The organism is Alkalibaculum sporogenes, from assembly GCF_009362815.1.
Classification (GTDB): Bacteria; Bacillota; Clostridia; order Eubacteriales; family Alkalibacteraceae; genus Alkalibaculum_A; species Alkalibaculum_A sporogenes.
Genome location: NZ_WHNX01000040.1, coordinates 1 through 19446, shown reverse-complemented (window position 1 = coordinate 19446; position 19446 = coordinate 1). Strand labels below are relative to the sequence as shown.

Annotated in this window: 15 protein-coding genes, 1 tRNA gene, 1 other RNA gene and 1 riboswitch; of the genes, 4 read left to right on the top strand and 13 right to left on the bottom strand. The window is 32.9% G+C overall.

What is annotated here, in order from left to right:
- Positions 1 to 356: 356 nt before the first annotated feature.
- The 4 genes from ffs to GC105_RS15105 all read right to left on the bottom strand — a co-directional run bounded on the left by ffs (position 357) and on the right by GC105_RS15105 (position 2632).
- Positions 357 to 620, bottom strand: an RNA gene (gene ffs, locus GC105_RS15120) — signal recognition particle sRNA large type.
- A 46-nt stretch (positions 621 to 666) separates the two neighbouring features.
- Positions 667 to 754: transfer RNA gene (locus GC105_RS15115), tRNA-Ser, on the bottom strand.
- A gap of 228 nt (positions 755 to 982) precedes the next feature.
- On the bottom strand, positions 983 to 1333 hold the full coding sequence (locus GC105_RS15110) for a carboxymuconolactone decarboxylase family protein (RefSeq protein WP_152806516.1): 351 nt from the start codon (positions 1331 to 1333) through the stop codon (positions 983 to 985).
- A gap of 312 nt (positions 1334 to 1645) precedes the next feature.
- Entirely contained in the window at positions 1646 to 2632 is a 987-nt protein-coding gene (locus GC105_RS15105) for a CPBP family intramembrane glutamic endopeptidase (protein WP_152806514.1), read from the bottom strand.
- Between the two features lie 452 nt (positions 2633 to 3084).
- Between GC105_RS15105 and serC the strand changes: the two genes are divergently transcribed.
- The 3 genes from serC to GC105_RS15090 are packed head-to-tail and all read left to right on the top strand — an operon-like array spanning position 3085 to position 6615.
- Complete coding sequence (gene serC / locus GC105_RS15100) at positions 3085 to 4179, top strand: 3-phosphoserine/phosphohydroxythreonine transaminase (RefSeq protein WP_152806512.1); 1095 nt, start codon at positions 3085 to 3087, stop codon at positions 4177 to 4179.
- Positions 4180 to 4193: 14 nt separating this feature from the next.
- Positions 4194 to 5363 carry a phosphoglycerate dehydrogenase gene (locus tag GC105_RS15095; RefSeq protein WP_152806510.1) on the top strand — a complete coding sequence of 390 codons (1170 nt, stop codon included), beginning with the start codon at positions 4194 to 4196 and terminating at the stop codon, positions 5361 to 5363.
- 13 nt (positions 5364 to 5376) lie between these two features.
- On the top strand, positions 5377 to 6615 hold the full coding sequence (locus GC105_RS15090) for a DUF1015 domain-containing protein (RefSeq protein WP_152806508.1): 1239 nt from the start codon (positions 5377 to 5379) through the stop codon (positions 6613 to 6615).
- A 158-nt stretch (positions 6616 to 6773) separates the two neighbouring features.
- Here the strand turns inward: GC105_RS15090 and GC105_RS15085 are convergent, their stop codons facing one another.
- Positions 6774 to 7214, bottom strand: a complete 441-nt coding sequence (locus tag GC105_RS15085) for a nucleoside deaminase (protein WP_152806507.1) — start codon at positions 7212 to 7214, stop codon at positions 6774 to 6776.
- A gap of 345 nt (positions 7215 to 7559) precedes the next feature.
- Between GC105_RS15085 and GC105_RS15080 the strand changes: the two genes are divergently transcribed.
- Positions 7560 to 8948 carry an MFS transporter gene (locus GC105_RS15080; RefSeq protein WP_152806505.1) on the top strand — a complete coding sequence of 463 codons (1389 nt, stop codon included), beginning with the start codon at positions 7560 to 7562 and terminating at the stop codon, positions 8946 to 8948.
- 52 nt (positions 8949 to 9000) lie between these two features.
- On the opposite strand, the gene GC105_RS15075 is transcribed toward GC105_RS15080, so the two are convergent.
- The 8 genes from GC105_RS15075 to thiC (GC105_RS15040) all read right to left on the bottom strand — a co-directional run bounded on the left by GC105_RS15075 (position 9001) and on the right by thiC (GC105_RS15040) (position 18765).
- The gene (locus GC105_RS15075; RefSeq protein ID WP_152806504.1) at positions 9001 to 10197 is read right to left on the bottom strand and encodes an isocitrate/isopropylmalate family dehydrogenase; all 1197 of its coding nucleotides are present in this window, start codon (positions 10195 to 10197) and stop codon (positions 9001 to 9003) included.
- Between the two features lie 130 nt (positions 10198 to 10327).
- Positions 10328 to 10516: a ferredoxin gene (locus GC105_RS15070; RefSeq protein ID WP_152806502.1), complete on the bottom strand. Its 189-nt coding sequence runs from the start codon at positions 10514 to 10516 to the stop codon at positions 10328 to 10330.
- A 96-nt stretch (positions 10517 to 10612) separates the two neighbouring features.
- Positions 10613 to 12100 (bottom strand): B12-binding domain-containing radical SAM protein, encoded by a 1488-nt coding sequence (locus GC105_RS15065; protein WP_152806500.1) that lies wholly within the window; start codon positions 12098 to 12100, stop codon positions 10613 to 10615.
- Positions 12097 to 13416 carry a B12 lower ligand biosynthesis radical SAM protein BzaD gene (gene bzaD / locus GC105_RS15060; protein WP_152806498.1) on the bottom strand — a complete coding sequence of 440 codons (1320 nt, stop codon included), beginning with the start codon at positions 13414 to 13416 and terminating at the stop codon, positions 12097 to 12099. The genes GC105_RS15065 and bzaD overlap by 4 nt, the downstream gene beginning before the upstream one ends.
- Positions 13417 to 13420: 4 nt before the next feature.
- Positions 13421 to 14935: a DUF2284 domain-containing protein gene (locus GC105_RS15055; RefSeq protein WP_152806496.1), complete on the bottom strand. Its 1515-nt coding sequence runs from the start codon at positions 14933 to 14935 to the stop codon at positions 13421 to 13423.
- Positions 14928 to 15995 (bottom strand): nicotinate-nucleotide--dimethylbenzimidazole phosphoribosyltransferase, encoded by a 1068-nt coding sequence (cobT, locus tag GC105_RS15050; protein ID WP_152806494.1) that lies wholly within the window; start codon positions 15993 to 15995, stop codon positions 14928 to 14930. The genes GC105_RS15055 and cobT overlap by 8 nt, the downstream gene beginning before the upstream one ends.
- 193 nt (positions 15996 to 16188) lie before the next feature.
- Positions 16189 to 17457, bottom strand: coding sequence for a phosphomethylpyrimidine synthase ThiC (gene thiC / locus GC105_RS15045; protein ID WP_152806518.1), 1269 nt, complete (start codon positions 17455 to 17457; stop codon positions 16189 to 16191).
- Positions 17458 to 17469: 12 nt separating this feature from the next.
- Entirely contained in the window at positions 17470 to 18765 is a 1296-nt protein-coding gene (thiC, locus tag GC105_RS15040; protein WP_152806492.1) for a phosphomethylpyrimidine synthase ThiC, read from the bottom strand.
- Between the two features lie 388 nt (positions 18766 to 19153).
- Positions 19154 to 19336: riboswitch (cobalamin riboswitch) on the bottom strand.
- Positions 19337 to 19446 lie beyond the last annotated feature (110 nt).

Genomic DNA, 19446 nt, shown 5'->3' with positions numbered 1-19446 from the left:
GACTCGTTCGGGGACATTCGCCAAATGTAAATGCACTTCGTGCCTTTACGGACTCTCTGATCCCAAACCTTTTAACCGGCAAGCCGCTTAACTTGTTTGTTATCAGTTCCTCCTGGCTCTCTCACCTTAGTTTGCGTAACCTCGTCTATCGGCTTCGCCGATTGACTCGTTCGGGGACATTCGCCAAATGTAAATGCACTTCGTGCCTTTACGGACTCTCTGATCCCAAACCTTTTAACCGGCAAGCCGCTTAACTTGTTTGTTATCAGTTCCTCCTGAAAATACACTTCGTGTATTTTCGCTTGGCTCATTATTGGTACGAAAAAAAGAACTTCGAAGAAGTTCTAAATTTAAAGTCGTGCACCCTCCATCGAATATAGCCTTCAGACGTTACCTCAATAGTTAGCTCAAATCAGGTAGACCTGCGGCACATAGAAAAACTTACTTACCGTTGCTTCCTTCCGGATCTGGCGGGGTTCATAAGTATCTATTGCACAGGGCCCGATTATCAACACCACTTGTTGAGGTCAGACTCTAAAGAGTATAGCCTCAGTCGGGAATTCAACCCTGCTATAGCGGATTGCAGGTACAGGGCACCGCTGACTCCCCGTCTAGCACGACAAATTGGTATATGCAAAATGTCTAAAAGACATGCATTTTCTATTATGGCGGAGAAAGGGGGATTCGAACCCCCGGTACGTTTCCATACACACGCTTTCCAAGCGTGCTCCTTAAGCCGCTCGGACATCTCTCCATATTCCGAATTCTAATTATACAGCGATTACACATAAAAGTCAACTCACTGTATCAATTGTTCCTTCAGTAATTATTGCCATATCTATCTATTAAAAATGTTCTAATTCTATTATGATTTCACAGCAAATTACCTTTGCATTTTTTCGTATTGATAATTCTTAATCTCGCTCTAGTTGACTCGGATTATAGTCTAAGTAAAATCTTTTATTAACAGCTTTAAAGTTTTCTATTGTAAAGCTTTTATAGCATCTTTTACATATGTCACACAGTATGACATAGAAGCTACTCCTCCAGATGAAACTGCAACTAGAGCTGCTTCTATAATTTCTTCTTCATTTGCTCCAAGTTTTAGAGCTTGATTTACGTGATAAACGATGGAAGCTTCACTTCTATTGTAAACTGCTATACCTATACTAATGAGCACCTTCGTTTTTTCGTCTAACTTACCTGGATTATAAATACTTTTAAGCAAATCATCAAAAGGTCTAAAAATCGCTTGCTTTTCTGAAGATAAATCTTTCATACCTTGTAAAAACTTATTTAATAATTCCTTAGGTTCTTTTGGTTTTGAACTCATATAAACACCTCCATTCATGTTATTATTGCTATGACATATAGAGATTATACATAAATACCATATATAGTATTTTATTTTTAACTACCATTAGAGTGATTGAATAAAGCATATTTTTCACATCAATTATTTAATGAAGAAAACTGTTGATTTGTTCTCAAAATAAAAAAGCCTTAGTTCTCTTATCAAAAAAGAGTATCTATAAGGCTCTATCAATTCTAAAATTAATGTATAATAATGAAATTTAAGTTATAAAAAACTTGCTTTACTATTACAGTATGCTTTTTTAAATACTTGAATACAAGGATGTATGTATTATAAACGGATCAATAAATTCATACCTATATATATAACAACTATAAACACAAATGGAGCGTTTAAAAACAAAGCCTTCCATGATACCAATACAGTAATTTCTTTATTTTCTTCTACTTGTATTTCTGTATCATCCAATTTATCCATTAATACTTCCTCTATTGGATTAGCTTTTTGTAGTTTTTTAATAAAGTGAATAGAGAGAAATACTCCCACTCCTAAACATAGTAGTGCAAAAACAATTCCCATTATCTGTTCAGGAATTGAGTTTTCAGCAATAACTTGTGTATTATCAGTTTGGGCTAACAGCTCTATGTATTCGTTTGGAATAATTCTTTCAATAGCTTGTAGTATAACAATAAAAATAAATGTTAAAAAGTTATTTAAAAAATGAAATAAAATACTTCCCCATAAAGACCCAGTAATAATAACTATTGCTGCCATAATAATACCCAGTACAGTAGTATAGCCAAACTGTCCTAAATCTACATGCATCATGCCAAATAGTAATCCTGTTATAACAGCTGCTTGCCATATATTGGTATTTTTAAAGTAATTAAGTATAATTCCACGTATTATAACTTCTTCTAAAAACACTGGTATAATTGCTACAGCAATAAAAAATGTAAACAAGTTTGGCACCATTTCTATTACTTGAGTAGTTACTTCAGATGGGTCTATAGTTCCAGTCAACATTACTAGATAATTAATTCCAATTTTTAATAAAAAGCTTATTAAGAAAAGTTGAAAAATAATTATTATACTCTTCTTGTTAACTTTTTTGTTCAATTTTAAAGTAGACAATATAGGTTTCCTAGTTATTATAAGAAACAACAAACACGGAATCAATATATCTATTATTTGATGATATAATGCGAATTCATAAAAATATATTCCTATTAAAATGTTTAAAATAAGAAATATTATGAAAAAAACTAAAAAAATCCACAAACCTTTTTTATAATCTCTATCTATTATTTGATTCATTAAAACACTCCTTCATATTCTCATAACTACAATTTACTTGACCTTATACTTTAATATGTAAACTTTTGGTCTATATATGTAAATTGTACTATAAATAATTGTTATATCTTTAAAATTAAATTTTTATACACTACTTTAAGTCTTAATAATATTATATAAAATATTATAGTATATATAGTCATAACTTACATAACTTTTTGCAATTATAAATTGATATATTATTATCAAAGTGTAACCGTTTTACTTAGACTTTTTACTTAAAACTTATTTCTATTCTTCAATTATTATGCTTAAAAATTAAATTGTACAAATATAAAACTTGATAATCTAATTAAAATAATTTAGAATGTAATGATAAATATTGTTTATTCCTCACATATAAGAGGTAATATATATCACATAATTTTTTAAATATAATATTGTTAAAAATTAATTAATTAGGAGGAGATATTATGACCCAAGATAGAGTTTTTAACTTTTCCGCAGGTCCTTCAGTCTTACCAGAAGAAGTCTTGTTAAAAGCATCAAATGAGATGTTAAGTTATGGGAATTCAGGAATGTCTGTAATGGAGATGAGTCACCGTTCCAAAGATTTTTTAAGTATAATCGAAAGTGCTGAAAGTCATATGCGTTCTTTAATGAAGATACCTGATAATTACAAGGTTCTATTTCTTCAAGGTGGTGCATCACTACAATTTTCAATGATACCAATGAATTTATTTATAAAACACAAAAAGGCAGATTTTATCGATACTGGCGCATGGTCAACAAAAGCTATAAAAGAAGCTAAAATATATGGCGAAGCTAATGTCTTAGCTACTTCTAAGGAACAAGTATATTCATATATCCCAAAATTAGATTCTAGTTCCTTCTCTAATGATGTAGATTACTTTCATATTACGGTGAACAACACTATATATGGTACTCGATACACACCTGAAAACATTCCAAATACAGGCAGTATTCCATTAGTGGCCGATATGTCATCTAATATACTATCTGAAGCCTATGATATTAATAAATTTTCTCTAATATATGCTGGTGCACAAAAAAACATAGGTCCTGCGGGGCTTACTGTAGTTATTATTAAAGATGATTTAATTGGTAAAGCTATGGACTCAACTCCAACTATATTAGATTATAAAACTCATGTAGATAATGACTCTTTGTACAATACACCTCCATGTTATTCTATCTACATCTGTAAATTAGTGCTTGAGTGGATACTGGGACAAGGTGGAGTAAAAGGAATAGAGCAAATAAATAAATACAAATCAAATTTATTGTACTCTTATTTAGATGAAAGTAACCTTTTCAAAGGTACTGTAGTAAAAGAAGATCGTTCTTTAATGAACATTCCCTTTATAACAGGTAATGACGAGTTGGATGCTTTATTTATAAAGGAAGCTACTTCAAAAGGATTTGTTAATCTAAAAGGACATAGATCAGTTGGTGGTATGAGAGCAAGTATTTACAATGCCATGCCTGTAGATGGTGTTCAAAAACTAATAGCACTTATGAAAGAATTTGAAGTCAATCATAAATAGAAGGAGTCATTAATATGTATAAAATTAGAACTTTAGATAATATATCACAAGATGGTTTAAAATTGCTAAATAGTAACTATAATATCACTGAATCAGATAATGATGCAGACGGAATATTACTTAGAAGCTTTAAAATGCATGATATGGATTTATCTCCTTCTGTCAAGATAATTGCTAGAGCTGGCGCAGGGGTAAACAATATTCCTATTGAAAGATACTCTGAAGAGGGAGTTGTTGTATGTAATACTCCTGGTGCAAATGCTAATGCTGTAAAAGAGTTAGTTGTGTTAGGTTTACTATTATCATCAAGAAGAGTAGTTGAAGGTATTAAATGGGTAAGAACTGTTAAAGATGATAAAGATGTATCTAAGTTAGTTGAAAAAGAAAAATCTAAGTTTGCCGGACAAGAACTAACTGGTAAAAAACTAGGTGTAATTGGCTTAGGCGCAATTGGAGTTATGGTTTCTAATATTGCTATTTCTCTTGGCATGGAAGTTTACGGATATGATCCTTTCATTTCAATTGAATCAGCTTGGGGATTGAGCTGCGATGTACAAAGAGTATTAAATCTAGACCAGATAATGACTGAATGTGATTATATCACTCTGCATGTGCCATTAATAGAACAAACTAAAAACTTGATGAATAAAGAGAAATTCGCTTTATCTAAAAACGGTATTAGATTACTAAACTTTGCAAGAGGTGGTCTAGTAAATCACAACGATCTAAAAGAAGCAATACAGAATGGTCAAGTCCACAGTTATGTAACAGATTTCCCCGACTGTGATTTGTTAAATATGGATAATGTAATTAATATCCCTCATCTAGGCGCTTCAACATACGAATCAGAAGAAAATTGTGCTAAAATGGCTGTAAGCCAAACTAGAGATTACTTGGAGAATGGCAATATTATAAACTCTGTAAATTATCCAGACTGCTTTATGGGTATGAGCCAAAGCAAAGGTAGAATAGCTATTAACCATAAAAATATTCCTAATATGCTTGGTCAAATATCTAGTATCCTAGCAAATCAAAATATTAATATAGCTGATATGTTAAACAAATCAAAAGGCGATTATGCTTATACTCTAATTGACGTGGATTCAGATATTAACGGCAATGTTACTGAACCTATTAAGGCTATTGAGGGTGTACTGCGAGTAAGAGTTATAAAGAAAGACTAGTAGGTGATATATTATGGCAATTATTAAAGATTTTTGGGGAATTAGACCCCATAAGGAACATGTTCATAAGGTAGCCGCACTTCCTTATGACGTTTATAGTTCATCAGAAGCTAGAAAAGTTGTAGAGGGTAACCCCTACTCCTTCTTACATATTGATCGAGCAGAAATCGACTTACCTGAATCAGTGGATATTTATAGTGATCAAGTATATCAAAAAGCTAATAGTAATTTAAGCTCTATGGTAGATAAAGGTATATTTATTCAAGATGATAGCAAATCTATGTACATCTATAGATTAACTATGGGGGATAGATCTCAAACAGGTCTTGTTTGTTGTAGTGCTATAGATGATTATCTATCTGGAGTAATCAAAAAACATGAATTAACTAGAGCCGATAAAGAACTCGATCGTATAAAACACGTAGATGTATGTGATGCTAATACAGGCCCAATATTTTTAACGTACAAAGGTCAAGATAAAATAAATGAAATTATATCTACCTGGATTGATAACAATGAACTAGAATATTCTTTTATATCAGATGATGGCATAAAACATGAAGTATGGACTGTTAACGATACTTCAACAATTATAGATCTAAAAAAACTATTTAGCAATATTGAAAATACATATATTGCAGATGGTCATCATAGAACTGCCTCAGCTGTAAAGGTTGGACTTAACAGACGAGAATCAAATCCAAACTACACAGGCAAAGAAGAATTTAATTACTTTTTAAGCGTGTTATTCCCTCATGATCAACTATATATTATGGATTACAATAGAGTTGTTAAGGATTTAAACGGTTTATCAAAAGAAGTATTTTTAGAACAAATAAGTAAGATTTTTATTATAAAAACCTCAGAATCTCAAGTAAAACCTACTAAGAAGGGTATGCTTGGTATGTACCTAGACCAACAATGGTATCAGCTTGAAGTAAAAAGCGAAATGATATCGAATGATACGGTAAAAAATTTAGATGTTTCTATTTTACAAGAAAATGTGTTAACTCCTATCTTAGGTATAGAAGATATCCGAACTGATAATCGTATTGATTTTGTAGGTGGTATAAGAGGCTTAGATGAACTAGAAAAACGATGTACACAAGACATGGTATTAGCCTTTGCTATGTATCCAACATCTATTGAAGAACTAATGAAAATCTCAGATGAAGATAAACTAATGCCACCAAAATCGACTTGGTTTGAACCAAAACTAAGAAGTGGACTTTTTATACATAAACTAACATAGGTAAATACAATGAAGGAGTCAAGGTCTGTAGTGCCTACTTTATACTACGCAGATTGCTTCGACCGCTTTGCGGTCTCAGTCGTTGGCACTTGCTCATAGAATTCATATCCTCTTCTCGTGCAAGCACGGAAAATGATCTGAATTCTGCGAGCCAATCTTTATTCTCGTAAATTATAGAAAAAATTTTTTAACAATTTCTTGCTCTCTTCCTCAAGTATTCCTGGGTAAATTTCTATATTTTGAAATAAAGGGCTTCTAAACAAATCTGTTTGTGACTCTACAGCACCTTTTGAATTATCACCTGATCCATATACAAGTTTCGTTATTCTAGCGTTTAATATTGCCCCCATACACATTATACATGGTTCTAATGTGACATACAGAGTACAATCGTGTAATCTCCAATTTTTTAAATAGATGGCTGCTCTTTGTATAGCCAACATTTCAGCGTGCGCTACAGGGTTATTTGTGATTTCAACCTCATTATGTGCCTTTGCAATGATAACACCTTCTTTTACAACAAGCGCACCTACAGGGACTTCTCCTATTTCCTTTCCGTATCTAGCTAATTCTAAAGCTACTTCCATATATTTTTTCATCTACTATACTCCTTACACGTAAAATAATTACTACTATCACAATTTATGATATAAAGAATAAAGAATGGCTTATCAAAAGGAAAAGCTATAAACCTCTAACATCTTACCTTGACCACTCAAATTTATGATATAATATCCGAACCAGCAGATTGGCTCGCAGAATTTAAGTCATTTTCCGTGCTTGCACGAGAAAAGGACATGAATTCTATGAGCAAGTGCCAACGACTGAGACCCCAAAGGGGTTGAGGAAAATCTGCGTAGTATAAAGTAGATTCTACGTATGACCACTCAAATTTATGATATAATCTTTCTATCATACAATTTATCAAATAAGGGTGATTATCTTTGAATGAAATTAACAATAAAACAATAATATTAATTATCTCTACATTAGGAGCTTTTTGGGCACCTTTTATAACTTCTTCAGTAAATATCGCACTTCCTCATATAGGAAGTGAGTTGCAACTTAGTTCTTCTTTACTAAACTGGGTTACTTCTTCAACTATACTAGCTATTGCAATTTTCGTGCTTCCAGCAGGTAAAATTTCGGACATATTTGATAGAAAAAAAGTAATGTTAGTAGGTACAATTATCTTACTAGCAGGGTCTTTTTTCTGTGGTATTTCACAATCAGTATCTTTTCTACTATTTTCTAGAGTAATACAAGGTTTAGGTAGCGCAATGATTTCAACAACTGTAATATCTATAGTATGTTCTGCATTTCCTACACATGAAAGAGGTAAAGCTCTAGGTATGAGTGTTGCCTGTACATATATAGGATTATCTGCTGGTCCTATTTTAGGAGGATTTATAATAAGTTTTACAAGTTGGCGCGGTATATTTTTTTCTTCGTTACCTGTAGGAATCATACTCATTATATTGTTATCAAAAGTCTTAACAACAGATAGTTTTTGTACAGAAGAAAAAGTGAAATTTGATAGTAAAGGTACATTACTTTATGGCTTCTCTATATTTATGCTCGTATTCGGACTATCAAATTTATTATTATATTCTTGGAGTAAATACATATTGGTCTTTGGTTTTATATTTCTTCTTGTATTTGTTTATTTTGAAAGTAAAATCGATAATCCTATATTAAATGTAATGGCATTAAAAAGCAATAGAGTTCTAATATTCTCTTCTTGTGCTTCATTGATTAATTATAGTTCTACATTTGCAATTAGCTACCTAATGAGTCTATATTTACAGGTAGTTAAAAACTTAGACCCCGGCATTGCTGGGATGGTATTATTAACTCAACCTGCTCTTCAAGCATTTCTTTCCCCTTTAGCAGGTCGTCTATCCGATAAAATATCACCACAAATTTTATCTTCTAGCGGCATGGCTTTAATTGCGATTTGCTTATTTTCTTTTGGTTTTCTAAGTAGTAATACTAATATAATTATTGTGATTTTTTTGCTAGGAATTGTAGGAATGGGGTTTGCATTATTTAGTTCACCAAATACAAACGCTATTATGTCTAGTGTTGAAAAAGAATACTACGGTATAGCCTCTGGGATTATTGGAACTGCAAGAACTGTAGGACAATCTTTTAGCATGTCTTTAACAGCCTTAGTGTCATCTATATACCTTGGGAACCTACCAATATCTCGAGAAACAATACCAGGCTTTATGATGAGTTTTAAAACCAGTTTCATTATTTTATCCTTTTTATGCATACTAGGTGTATTTGCATCTTTAGCTAGAGGACGTTCAATCCAGAGTAATACATAATATTAATAAGCGATTAGAATTTTTTCTAATCGCTTAACTTTTTAAATAACACTTATTGACTTTTAGATAAAGTTTCCCACTTTTGCTTAAGGTCACCATCTTGTAATGTTTCCATAACATAATTTGAATATTCTGATGCTGAAGCACCATCATTTCTACCGGTAATAGCTATCTTTGCTTCGAATATTCCACAAATATCTAATGCCATTTGTAATTTTGCAGCTTCTTCAATATAGCCAATATGCTCTAACAACATTACATTTGCACGCATAATACTACTTGGGTCTGCATAACCTCCCCTACCTTCTTCAACCATTCTCGGAGCTGATCCATGTATAGCTTCAAACATAGCGTATCTTTTGCCTATATTGGCACTCCCTGCTGTACCAACACCGCCTTGGAATTCAGCTGCTTCGTCTGTTAAGATATCTCCATATAGATTTGGAAGAACTAATACCTTAAACTGAGTTCTTCTTTTCTCATCAATTAATTTTGCAGTCATAATATCGATATACCAGTCGTCCATTTCTACTCCTGGATAATCTTTAGAAATTTCTTTTGCTATATCTAAAAATTTACCATCAGTAGTCTTAATTACATTAGCTTTTGTAACAACTGTCACTTTATTCTTACCTGATTTTTTTGCATATTCAAACGCAGCTTTTATAATACGATGAGATCCTTCTTGAGTTGCTACTGTAAAGTCAATTGCTAAATCGTCATTAATATGAATCCCTTTACTACCTAAAGCATACGCACCTTCGGTATTTTCTCTATAGAATGTCCAATCAATTCCTTTTTCAGCTACTTTAACAGGGCGTACATTAGCAAATAAATCTAACTCTTTTCTCATAGCTACATTTGCACTTTCAATATTTGGCCATGGATCTCCTGCTCTAGGAGTAGTTGTAGGTCCCTTTAGTATGACATGACATTCCTTTAATTCATCTAGTACTTCTGGTGGAATAGCTGTATTCTTAGCAGCTCTATTTTCAATGGTTAAACCATTTATAACTTTGAATTTTATTTTGTTTTTTTTCACTTGATCAGCAAGTAAAAATTCTAGTATTCTCTGAGCTTGTCCAGTAATATAAGGACCAATCCCATCTCCTCCTACAATACCTATAATGACAGTATCTAAAGAATTGTAATCTAAAAACTCTTTTTCCTTTTTCATATTTTCAATACGCTTAAGTTGATCCTCGATCAAACTTGCAAAATGCTCTTTAGCTAATTCTATTTCCTTCATTAAGAACCTCCTATTAAATTGTTGTTTTTTGATTATACCGTAGTTTGAATATTTATTCAAGATTTGGATATGTAAGATGTATTTCATTCATTATATTAAGAAATCCTCTCCGTTTGGAGAGGACTCATATCTACTCTACTTTAATCGCATCTACTGGACAAGATGATTCTGCATCTTTCGCTTCATCTAAAATTTCGTCTGGAATTTCAATATCTTTTGCAACTGCTAAGTCTTCATCATTCATAGTAAATATATCTCCACATATATCTGGACACAAACCACAACCTATACATAAATCTTTATCAACAAATGCTTTCAATAAAATTCTCCTCTCGTTAAAAAAATCTTTGAATACGAGTTTATTCTATACAAAACATTAACTTGTTATACTTCAATATTTATTCTTTAATTATCTTTAACCTAATAAAATTGATATACTTTCTTTATTGATACTTATTATTTTATCCTTATCTACTTCTTTATTTTCTTCTAGTAATTTCAGTATTAGTTCAAAAGTGTCAATTAAAAGTTTATTCACTTTAATATAGTTCTCTTTAATAACCAGATTTTCATACCTATTTTCTTCCCATATTATCTTCATATAAGAAAAGATACAATTAGTAATTTCTCTCATAATCTCTGCAAACTCTTTAATCTGTGGTTGTTCATAATCTGCACTTCCTTCATAAGTAGAATAAGGAGACAAGTTTAAACGATTTGTTTTATTTAAATCTTCATAACATTTGGTACCTTGTAATATTATTTGATGGTGATAGAGTACATTTACTGTTATATCTAATTGTGTAAGTAAATCGTTTCTTATGAGAAAATCAAAATTAACTCTCAAATCGTCTACTGATGAATCTGGTTCAAACATAATAAAACCTATACTTGGATTAATTCCGTGCTTGCGTAGTATTCTGATGGCATTTTCGTTTTGTTCTACAGTAGTCATTTTGTTTAATCTTTTCAAGCTCTCTTCTCTACCACTTTCAAGACCTATTAAAATATGATTTAAACCTGCATTAACAAGCTCCTTAATTGTATCTTCATGTATATCATTGACTCTTGCTTCTATACCAAAATCTATATTTTTTTCCATTAATAAATTTGCTAATTTTAGTGCTCTATCTTGTCCAAATTTGCCTGGACCAAAAAAGTTAGGATCTGTAAAATAGAAATACCTCATACCTGTTTCTTTAATAATTTCATCAATTTCAGCAACAATATTTTCAGGACTTCTACCTCTCCATTTGACTTTATGTCCAATAAAAGGATTTATATAACAAAATGTACACCCTCCATAACATCCTCGACTACCCATTATATTTACTTCACCATAACTCAAAGAGCCTTTTGTCCTTACTGGAAAAGGTATCTCATCTAAATCGTCTATAGCAGTAGCATAGTTTAAATTTATCTTATTATTAGGGCCAATTGTTGCTAATCCCTCAACACGATCATATACTCTATCAGTTTTTAGACTATTGATAATATTTAAAAATGGGATTTCCGGTTCGCCAAGAATAATAGCATCTATAGCTTTAGTACTACTAAATACCTCTCCATATGCGAAATTAGAATAGTATCCATAGCTGAATATATTTTTTGCAAGGTTTTCATTTCTTACTCTTTCTAGTAAATCAAATAATTCTATATGATTTTTCCATTGATAAACAAGATGAACACCTATCACGTCTGGTTTGAAGTCTCTAATTGTCTCATATATTTGATTATAACTCAGCTTTTCTAAATAACCTTCTACTATCCTTACATTATTTTCTTTACCGAGAGTAGATGCTATATATCCTGTAAATAAACTAGATGAAAGGGGAGCATTAGCAATGTCATTAATGTTCTCTGATGAAATAGTTCGCGGGTGCTCTAATAATAGTATTTTCATATGTTAACCTCCTGCCACATAAAGACATTTTTACAAAAGTGCTTTCCTTCTAATTCATATCTCAAATTTTCATAAGGATCTGGGTTGTAATAGACAGGGTATAACAAATTAGTAGTCGACCTTATTACTCCCTTTTCTAATGCTATATCGTATATTGGTGTATCTGGATAAATTCGAATATTATTAAATACAATAGTTCCTAGATTCTTATTTTTACTATGAACGTCGTAAATCCAATCTATTAGATTTATTCCCTTCTTGACAGTTTCTTCGGTCTCACCAGGAACATTTATCATAAAATGGTATACACTAACTATATCTGTCTGAGCAGCTAGCCTTGCAGCATTTTTGACATCTTCGATATTCATATTCTTTCCCAAAACGTCCATTGCTTCTTGAGTTAATCCATCTGGTGAAAATGAGAAACATTCACAGCCAGATTTTGCAAAGATATCTATGTTTTTTCCATCTATTTGGTCTTCTCTAAAAAAACCACTCCATTTAATATCTATATTTCTTCTAATCAATGATTCACATACACTCTCCATATGACCATTTGGTATATTTACTACAGGATCTGTGAAATGTATTCTTTCTATTCCATATTCTTTACGTAGAAATTCTATTTCATTTACTACGTCATTTGGTTCTCTACACCTCAATTTCTTCCCTTGCAACTTTGGGTATACACAATAACTGCAATTAAAAGGGCATCCTCTCTTAGTTTCAACTCCTACGCTTTGAACATAACTATTATCTTGATATGCAGTTACATCTAACAAGCTCCTATCTGGCACAATATAAGATTTTTCCATGTCAAACTCCATAGAAGGGCTCGTCACAATAATGTCTTCACCTTTACGATAACATAATCCCTTTACATTTGGCTTGTCTAAGTTATTTAAGAGGGGTAGTATTGAACTTTCACCTTCTCCAATTATTCCATATGTAATTTCAGGCAATAGTTCCATAATTTTTCTTGGAAATAACGAGAAACCTGTACCTCCAGCAATTATCGTAGTCGTAGGGTTTAAAATGTTAATCATCTTTACTGAGGTAATAAATTGAGGTATTAATGATGTCATTTTATTTCCTAGTGGGTCTATATTTCTTAGAGACATAAATACTACTTCTGGATTGTATTGGTATATTTTATTTTTAAGAGCTTTAAATGGGTCCTGTTCTATATTTAGATCTAATATTTCAACTGTATGCAAATTACTAATTACCGTGGCAAGCGTAACAATACCTATCGGATATACCATCTCTGACGTTGTTGTTTCAGTCGATATTGCTTGAACAAATAGTATACGCATTAAATCACTCCAATAATAACAAACCAAAATACTTAACGTAATCTTGATTGTCTAATGTTTTTAATTTTATTCCTTTTTCCCTTACTGTTTTAAACACATCAATACCATAACTCTCCATAGATGGTCTAGTCTTTGAACAATGTGTCTCTCTCCCTTTACATCTCTCACATAGTGAGCAAGGACCTGCCCATAGTATAAATGCTTTATAGAATCCAAGTTTGAATGCTTCTTTTTCTATTTGTAACATGCTAATCTGAAATTCCTTTGTAGGAGGTTCCCCTTCAATGAGTATTCCAACACTAAATTCACTTATAAATTGTCGTGCCTTATCTATATGTATATGCTCTGTTTGGCAAGTACCTTTTGCATAAAATCCACATCCATATTCGCATTTTAACGGAGCTATACTGGTTTGAAACACTTCTTTCTGAGGATTAATCTTTACTGAGTTGTTAAATCCAAAATCTGCTATTTTTTGTGAAATAACTTTTATTTTGTTTAAAGCAAGTGATTCGATGAAGGTCTTACTTGGAGAAGCAAAAACAACACCAGTATCCCCTTCTAAAGGTACTAAGTTGCTGTGATTTAACCCACGTTCAGTAAGCTTGTCACCAATCCACTTACCATAAAACACCTTCCCATTATATGTGTTAATCATCATATTTAAATCAGTTAATCCTGCCTTTAATCTACTATGCTCCATAAAGAAATCGTGTATCACTAAACATCCAGTATTAGAAATATTTTTAACTGCTTCATCTAAAATATGCTCTACCTCATCTTCAGAGTAAGCATGGAGTATATTAGAAAGAATAATCACTTGGTAATCGCCTTCCACTTTCCACTCTTCTAATATATTAGCCATATGATATTTAATAGAATCTACATCTTTATACTTCTCTTTGCCTAGATTTATTACATTTTCTAAGTCAAGTAAAGTTACAGAAATATTAGAATATCTTTTTATAAATTCTAGACTAAATGCACCTGAACCTGCTCCTACATCTAAAATTTTACCTTTTAGCTCTAAATTTCCAAACATAGATACTATTTCTTTTGCCTTGCTTTTTATTACCGCATCCATTGCATTAATATATCTTTTAGTTCGTTCAAATAAAACTTGCTCATCATCCTGTGGAATATAATGTATTCTCTTCCCTCTTCTAATAGTTTCAGTAAGTACATCCCACTGAGACTTTAGCTCTTTTCTCCAAAGAATAGAATCACCTTGATACAATTCTTTTCCCTTAATTAGGTAGGTATTTGACATTTGAGAATTCATATAACTGTCTTGGTATTTCGTCAATAATCCCATAGTAACCAATACATCTAAAAAGCGCCTCATGGACTCTTCCCCGCAACCATATAATTTACATATCTTATTTAATAACATAGGCTCTTGAATATCCTCAAAAATGTCTAATTCAACTGCTGAAAACAATATTTCAGAGTTCCAGTAAGAAGTAGCTATATCTTCTAAATACTGAATATCACTTCCGTGAGGATCAAATTTATTCACCTTGACTCACATTGGCATCTTCAAAGGTCAGTACTTTGTCAATCACTTGTGCCGCACCTTCTACTATATTCATGGCTAAGGCTGCACCAGTCCCTTCACCTAATCTAAATTTCAAGTCTAATAATGGCTTTAGATTGAGAGATTTCCACATATGTTCATGACCTGGTTCCATAGATTTATGAGCTGCAATCATATAATCCACAACATTAGGGTTTAAAGCTTTTGCTATAAGTGCTCCTGCAGTGGAGATAAGACCATCTACAACTACAGGTACTTTATAATAGGATGCACCTATTATAATACCCGCGATGCCTCCAATTTCAAAACCGCCTACTTTAGAAAGCACATCTATAGGATCTTTAGGATCAGGAGCATTTAACTGAATTGCCTTTTCGATTACACTAATTTTATTTATCAATCTTCCCTCGTCAATTCCTGTACCTTTACCGGTTATATCTGAAACATTTTGACCTGTCATAACAGCGAGAATAGCACTGCTTGGAGTCGTATTACCTATACCCATATCTCCTGTAGCGATAAGTTGGGTACCTTTTTCTTTGACGACTTTTTCAACTACTTCTATTCCTGCTAATATTGATTTTTCAGCTTCTTCACGAGTCATAGCTGGACCTTTTAACATGTTTTTTGTTCCATAAGCAACTTTAGCAGATATAATAGAATTATTCGCCACATGTTCTGGCATATCTACTGCAACTCCAACATCTACAACAACTACTTCAGATCCAACAACATCAGATAACGCATTAATACTAGCACCTTTTCTCACGAAATTTGATATCATTTGAGGTGTTACTTCTTGAGGAAATGCACTTACTCCTTCGTCAACTACTCCATGATCACCTGCCATTACAATAATGCATTTCTTCGAAACAGAAGGTTTTAAAGTCCTTTGTATTCCACACAATTGTTCTGCAATATTTAACAACTCTCCTAAGCTCCAATAAGGAATCGCTAAAGTTTCCAAATATTCATGGGCTTTCTCTTTCCACTCTAAGTCTATAGGCTTAATATTATTAATAATATCGTACAATTTCGACATATTAACACTCCTTTTTAATTTTTGCGGTTTCACCTTTCAAATATACACAATCCTCAATTTCATATTATGTATTAATTGAAAATAGTAGCGATCATTCAATAATTACAATCCACTAAAAAAAATTTACACATTTCACAAGAATAGCTTTATTCAAGTATCATAGCAAAGTTTGAACCTTAGCAAGATAGTCGAACTATCCTATCATAAAGTACTTTGCAGCTACTTGCATCGCTTCATCTTGAATATCACTTTGTTGATTAATATTTTCAAGAGAGTTTTTATATTTATCCGGATATACAGCGTTGTCTATCTGCCCTTGAACGTCATTTTCTACCCTTGCCCTACTTATATTGAACTGTCTTTTTAATACGTGTTCTCTCTTACGCGCAATATTTACTGCCTCAGCAGCAATCCTAGTTGAAATCACACCTGTTCTTACATCTTCTTCATTTGGTAGCCCCAAATGTTCTGCTGGTGTTAAATAACATAGGAAATCCGCTCCATATAATCCTGCATATGCTCCACCTATCGCACCAGTAATATTATCGTAACCTGGAGCAATGTCTGTTGCCAAGAAACCTAATATATAATAAGGAACATTGTGGCATAATTTCTTTTGCAATTCTATGGTATTCCTTATATGGTTAAGTGGCACATGTCCTGGTCCCTCAATCATTACTTGGACACCTTGTTCTAAAGCTCTTTTTGTCAATTCACCAGCTACCATTAGCCCTTTTATTTGAGCTTCATCTAAGGAGTCTGCTGTAGCTCCAGGTCTAATTGCATCTCCAATACTGAGGACTACATCATAGGCTTTCATGATTTTTAACAAGCGATCAAATTCTGCATAAAGAGGGTTTTCTTTTTCATTTTGAAGCATCCATCCTGTTAAAAAGGAACCCCCTCTACTTACTACATCTGTAACTCTACCCGTTCTTTGTAGGGTATGAATGATATCAAAATTCAAGGCACAATGTATCGCCATAAAATCAAGGCCATCAGCTGCTTGTTTCTCTATAGTTTCAAATATGTCATCTGAAGTCATAGCAATGAGATTTCCTTTCTTTTCTATGGCTTCTACCCCTGCCTGATAGATAGGCACACCTCCCATAGCTACCGTAGCAAGAGATAGAGATTGTTTTCTCATCCCATCAATATCGCCACCAGTGCTCAAATCCATAAAAGAGTGACATCCTGCTTCTTCTGCAATCTTTAATTTTCTTGCTTCCATTGGCATTTGTTCTCTATCACTTGATGTTCCAAAGAGTGCGTTTACTTTAATATCTAATCCCTTTCCTATACCACAAATATTAGCACGATCTCTCAATTTATTTTTAGGTATAACAATTGTTCCTTTAGCCACACCTTCTCTTATGAATTCTATATCTACATTTTCTGATTTTGCCACTATTTCCATTTCTTCCGTATATTTACCGCTTCTGGCTGCATCCATTTGATTCATTTTCATATTCTTCTAACCTACTTTCTTCTTATTTAAAAATTCAGATACAATCTTCATGGCACAGTACTTACCACACATTGTACACTCCGATGAAAAGTCGTCGCTTCTTTCAGTCCACATTTTTCGTGCAGTGTCAGGATCTATGGATAATTCTATTTGTTTTTCCCAATCTAAATCTTTTCTAGCATAGGACATCTCAAGGTCCCACCTTATGGCTTTCTCAATGCCATTTGCTACGTCAGCTGCATGGGCTGCAATTCTAGCTGCAATAACACCTGTATGTACTTGTTCTTTGTCGGGTAATCCTATATGTTCCGCTGGCGTCACATAACATATGAAATCCGCTCCCACATACGCACTAATTGCTCCACCTATGGCAGCACTTATATGATCGTATCCAACAGCAGTATCTGTAACTAAGGGCCCAAAGACAAAATATGGTGCGCCTTTACATAAACTTTTTTGAATATTTACTGTAGTTTCTATTTGATCTATTGGCACATGACCTGGACCTTTTACCATTACTTGAACTCCTGCATTTCTAGCTCTGGTAATTAAATCACCTAAGATTATATATTCTTGTATTTGTGATCCTATTAGAGAATCTTGTGTACAACCAGGTCTCATGGCATCAGCAAAGCTAAGTACAATATCGTATTTGTAAGCAATTTGAAGAAGTCGATCAAAATTCTCATAAAGTGGATTTTCTAAGTTGTGATGAATCATCCATCCCATCAATCTAGCTCCACCAAAACTTACTAGAGGATCCAGTCTTCCTTCATCTTTTGCACGCTTAACCACATCCATTGTTGTGCCACAGTGAAGTGCTAAAAAATCTATTCCATCTGATGCATGTCTTTCAATCACCTCAAACAAATCATCTACTGTCATTTCTAAAGAAGAACCCTTATTCATTTTTGCTTCTGCCATAGCTTGATATAGAGGTAAGGTGCCTATAGGCTTACAGGTAGTAATGAGTGTTGATTTTCTCATACTATCTATATCACCCCTAACACTTAAATCCATTATTGTATCAGCACCTGCTGATATAGCAGTTACAATCTTCTCTACTTCTCCTGCTATACTATCTTTGGAATCATACATTCCTACGCTTGCACTTACTTTTGTTGTTAACCCTTTACCTACTGCAACAGGTACTACGTTCTTGTGATTGTTGTTTTTTAGAATTACAATTTCCCCGGTAGCTACCCCTTGTCGTATAAATTCTGGAGATACCTCTTCAATGATTGCTACTTGTCTCATTTCATCGGTAATCAAACCTTTTTTTGCACTTTCTAATATGGTCATTTTTTTCTTTTCCTCCTTTTTTATCATTTATTATAATATTTTTACATGTATAGGTATAGATTTGTATAGATAGGTATTTTATCTAGGTATATCTTAGATTTAGAACCTAGGAATCCCTCTGATGTAATCACGCCCTAGCAGAGTTGGCTTTCACGAGTCAGGACCAATCTAGATCTCAACCCTTGCATATCCTTGCGGATCTGCTAGGGTCGCGGACGTCGCCAAATGAAAACTTATTTTCATTTGTTCTTATGTTCCACCAGCCAAATTAGCAAGCTATTTGACTGGTAAATCATAAGAACTATAAGCGAAAATCTTCGCTTGGCTCCTTTCTTCGCGAAAAAAAAAGTCCACAGTCATATTGACTGCGAACTTTACCATGATTCACTTTATTAATAATTATACAGGCAGGTCTCCTGACTTCCGCGTCATAACAATTTTGCAGCCTTCCCATTTTACAACAGTGACTTTTAATGCAAATTGCTCTTCGGTTACAGTGGTGGGACCGTCCGGGATTTTAACCCGCTTCCCTATTATCCTCTAAAGAGGCACCTTATAATTACGTTTATTCTATTACAATTAATTATATGAGAGTTAAAAAATATTGTCAATGTAATTATTAAATATTTTTATTAAATAGTTCTAAAACCTAGTAAATAAGTGATAGCATACTGTAGGATA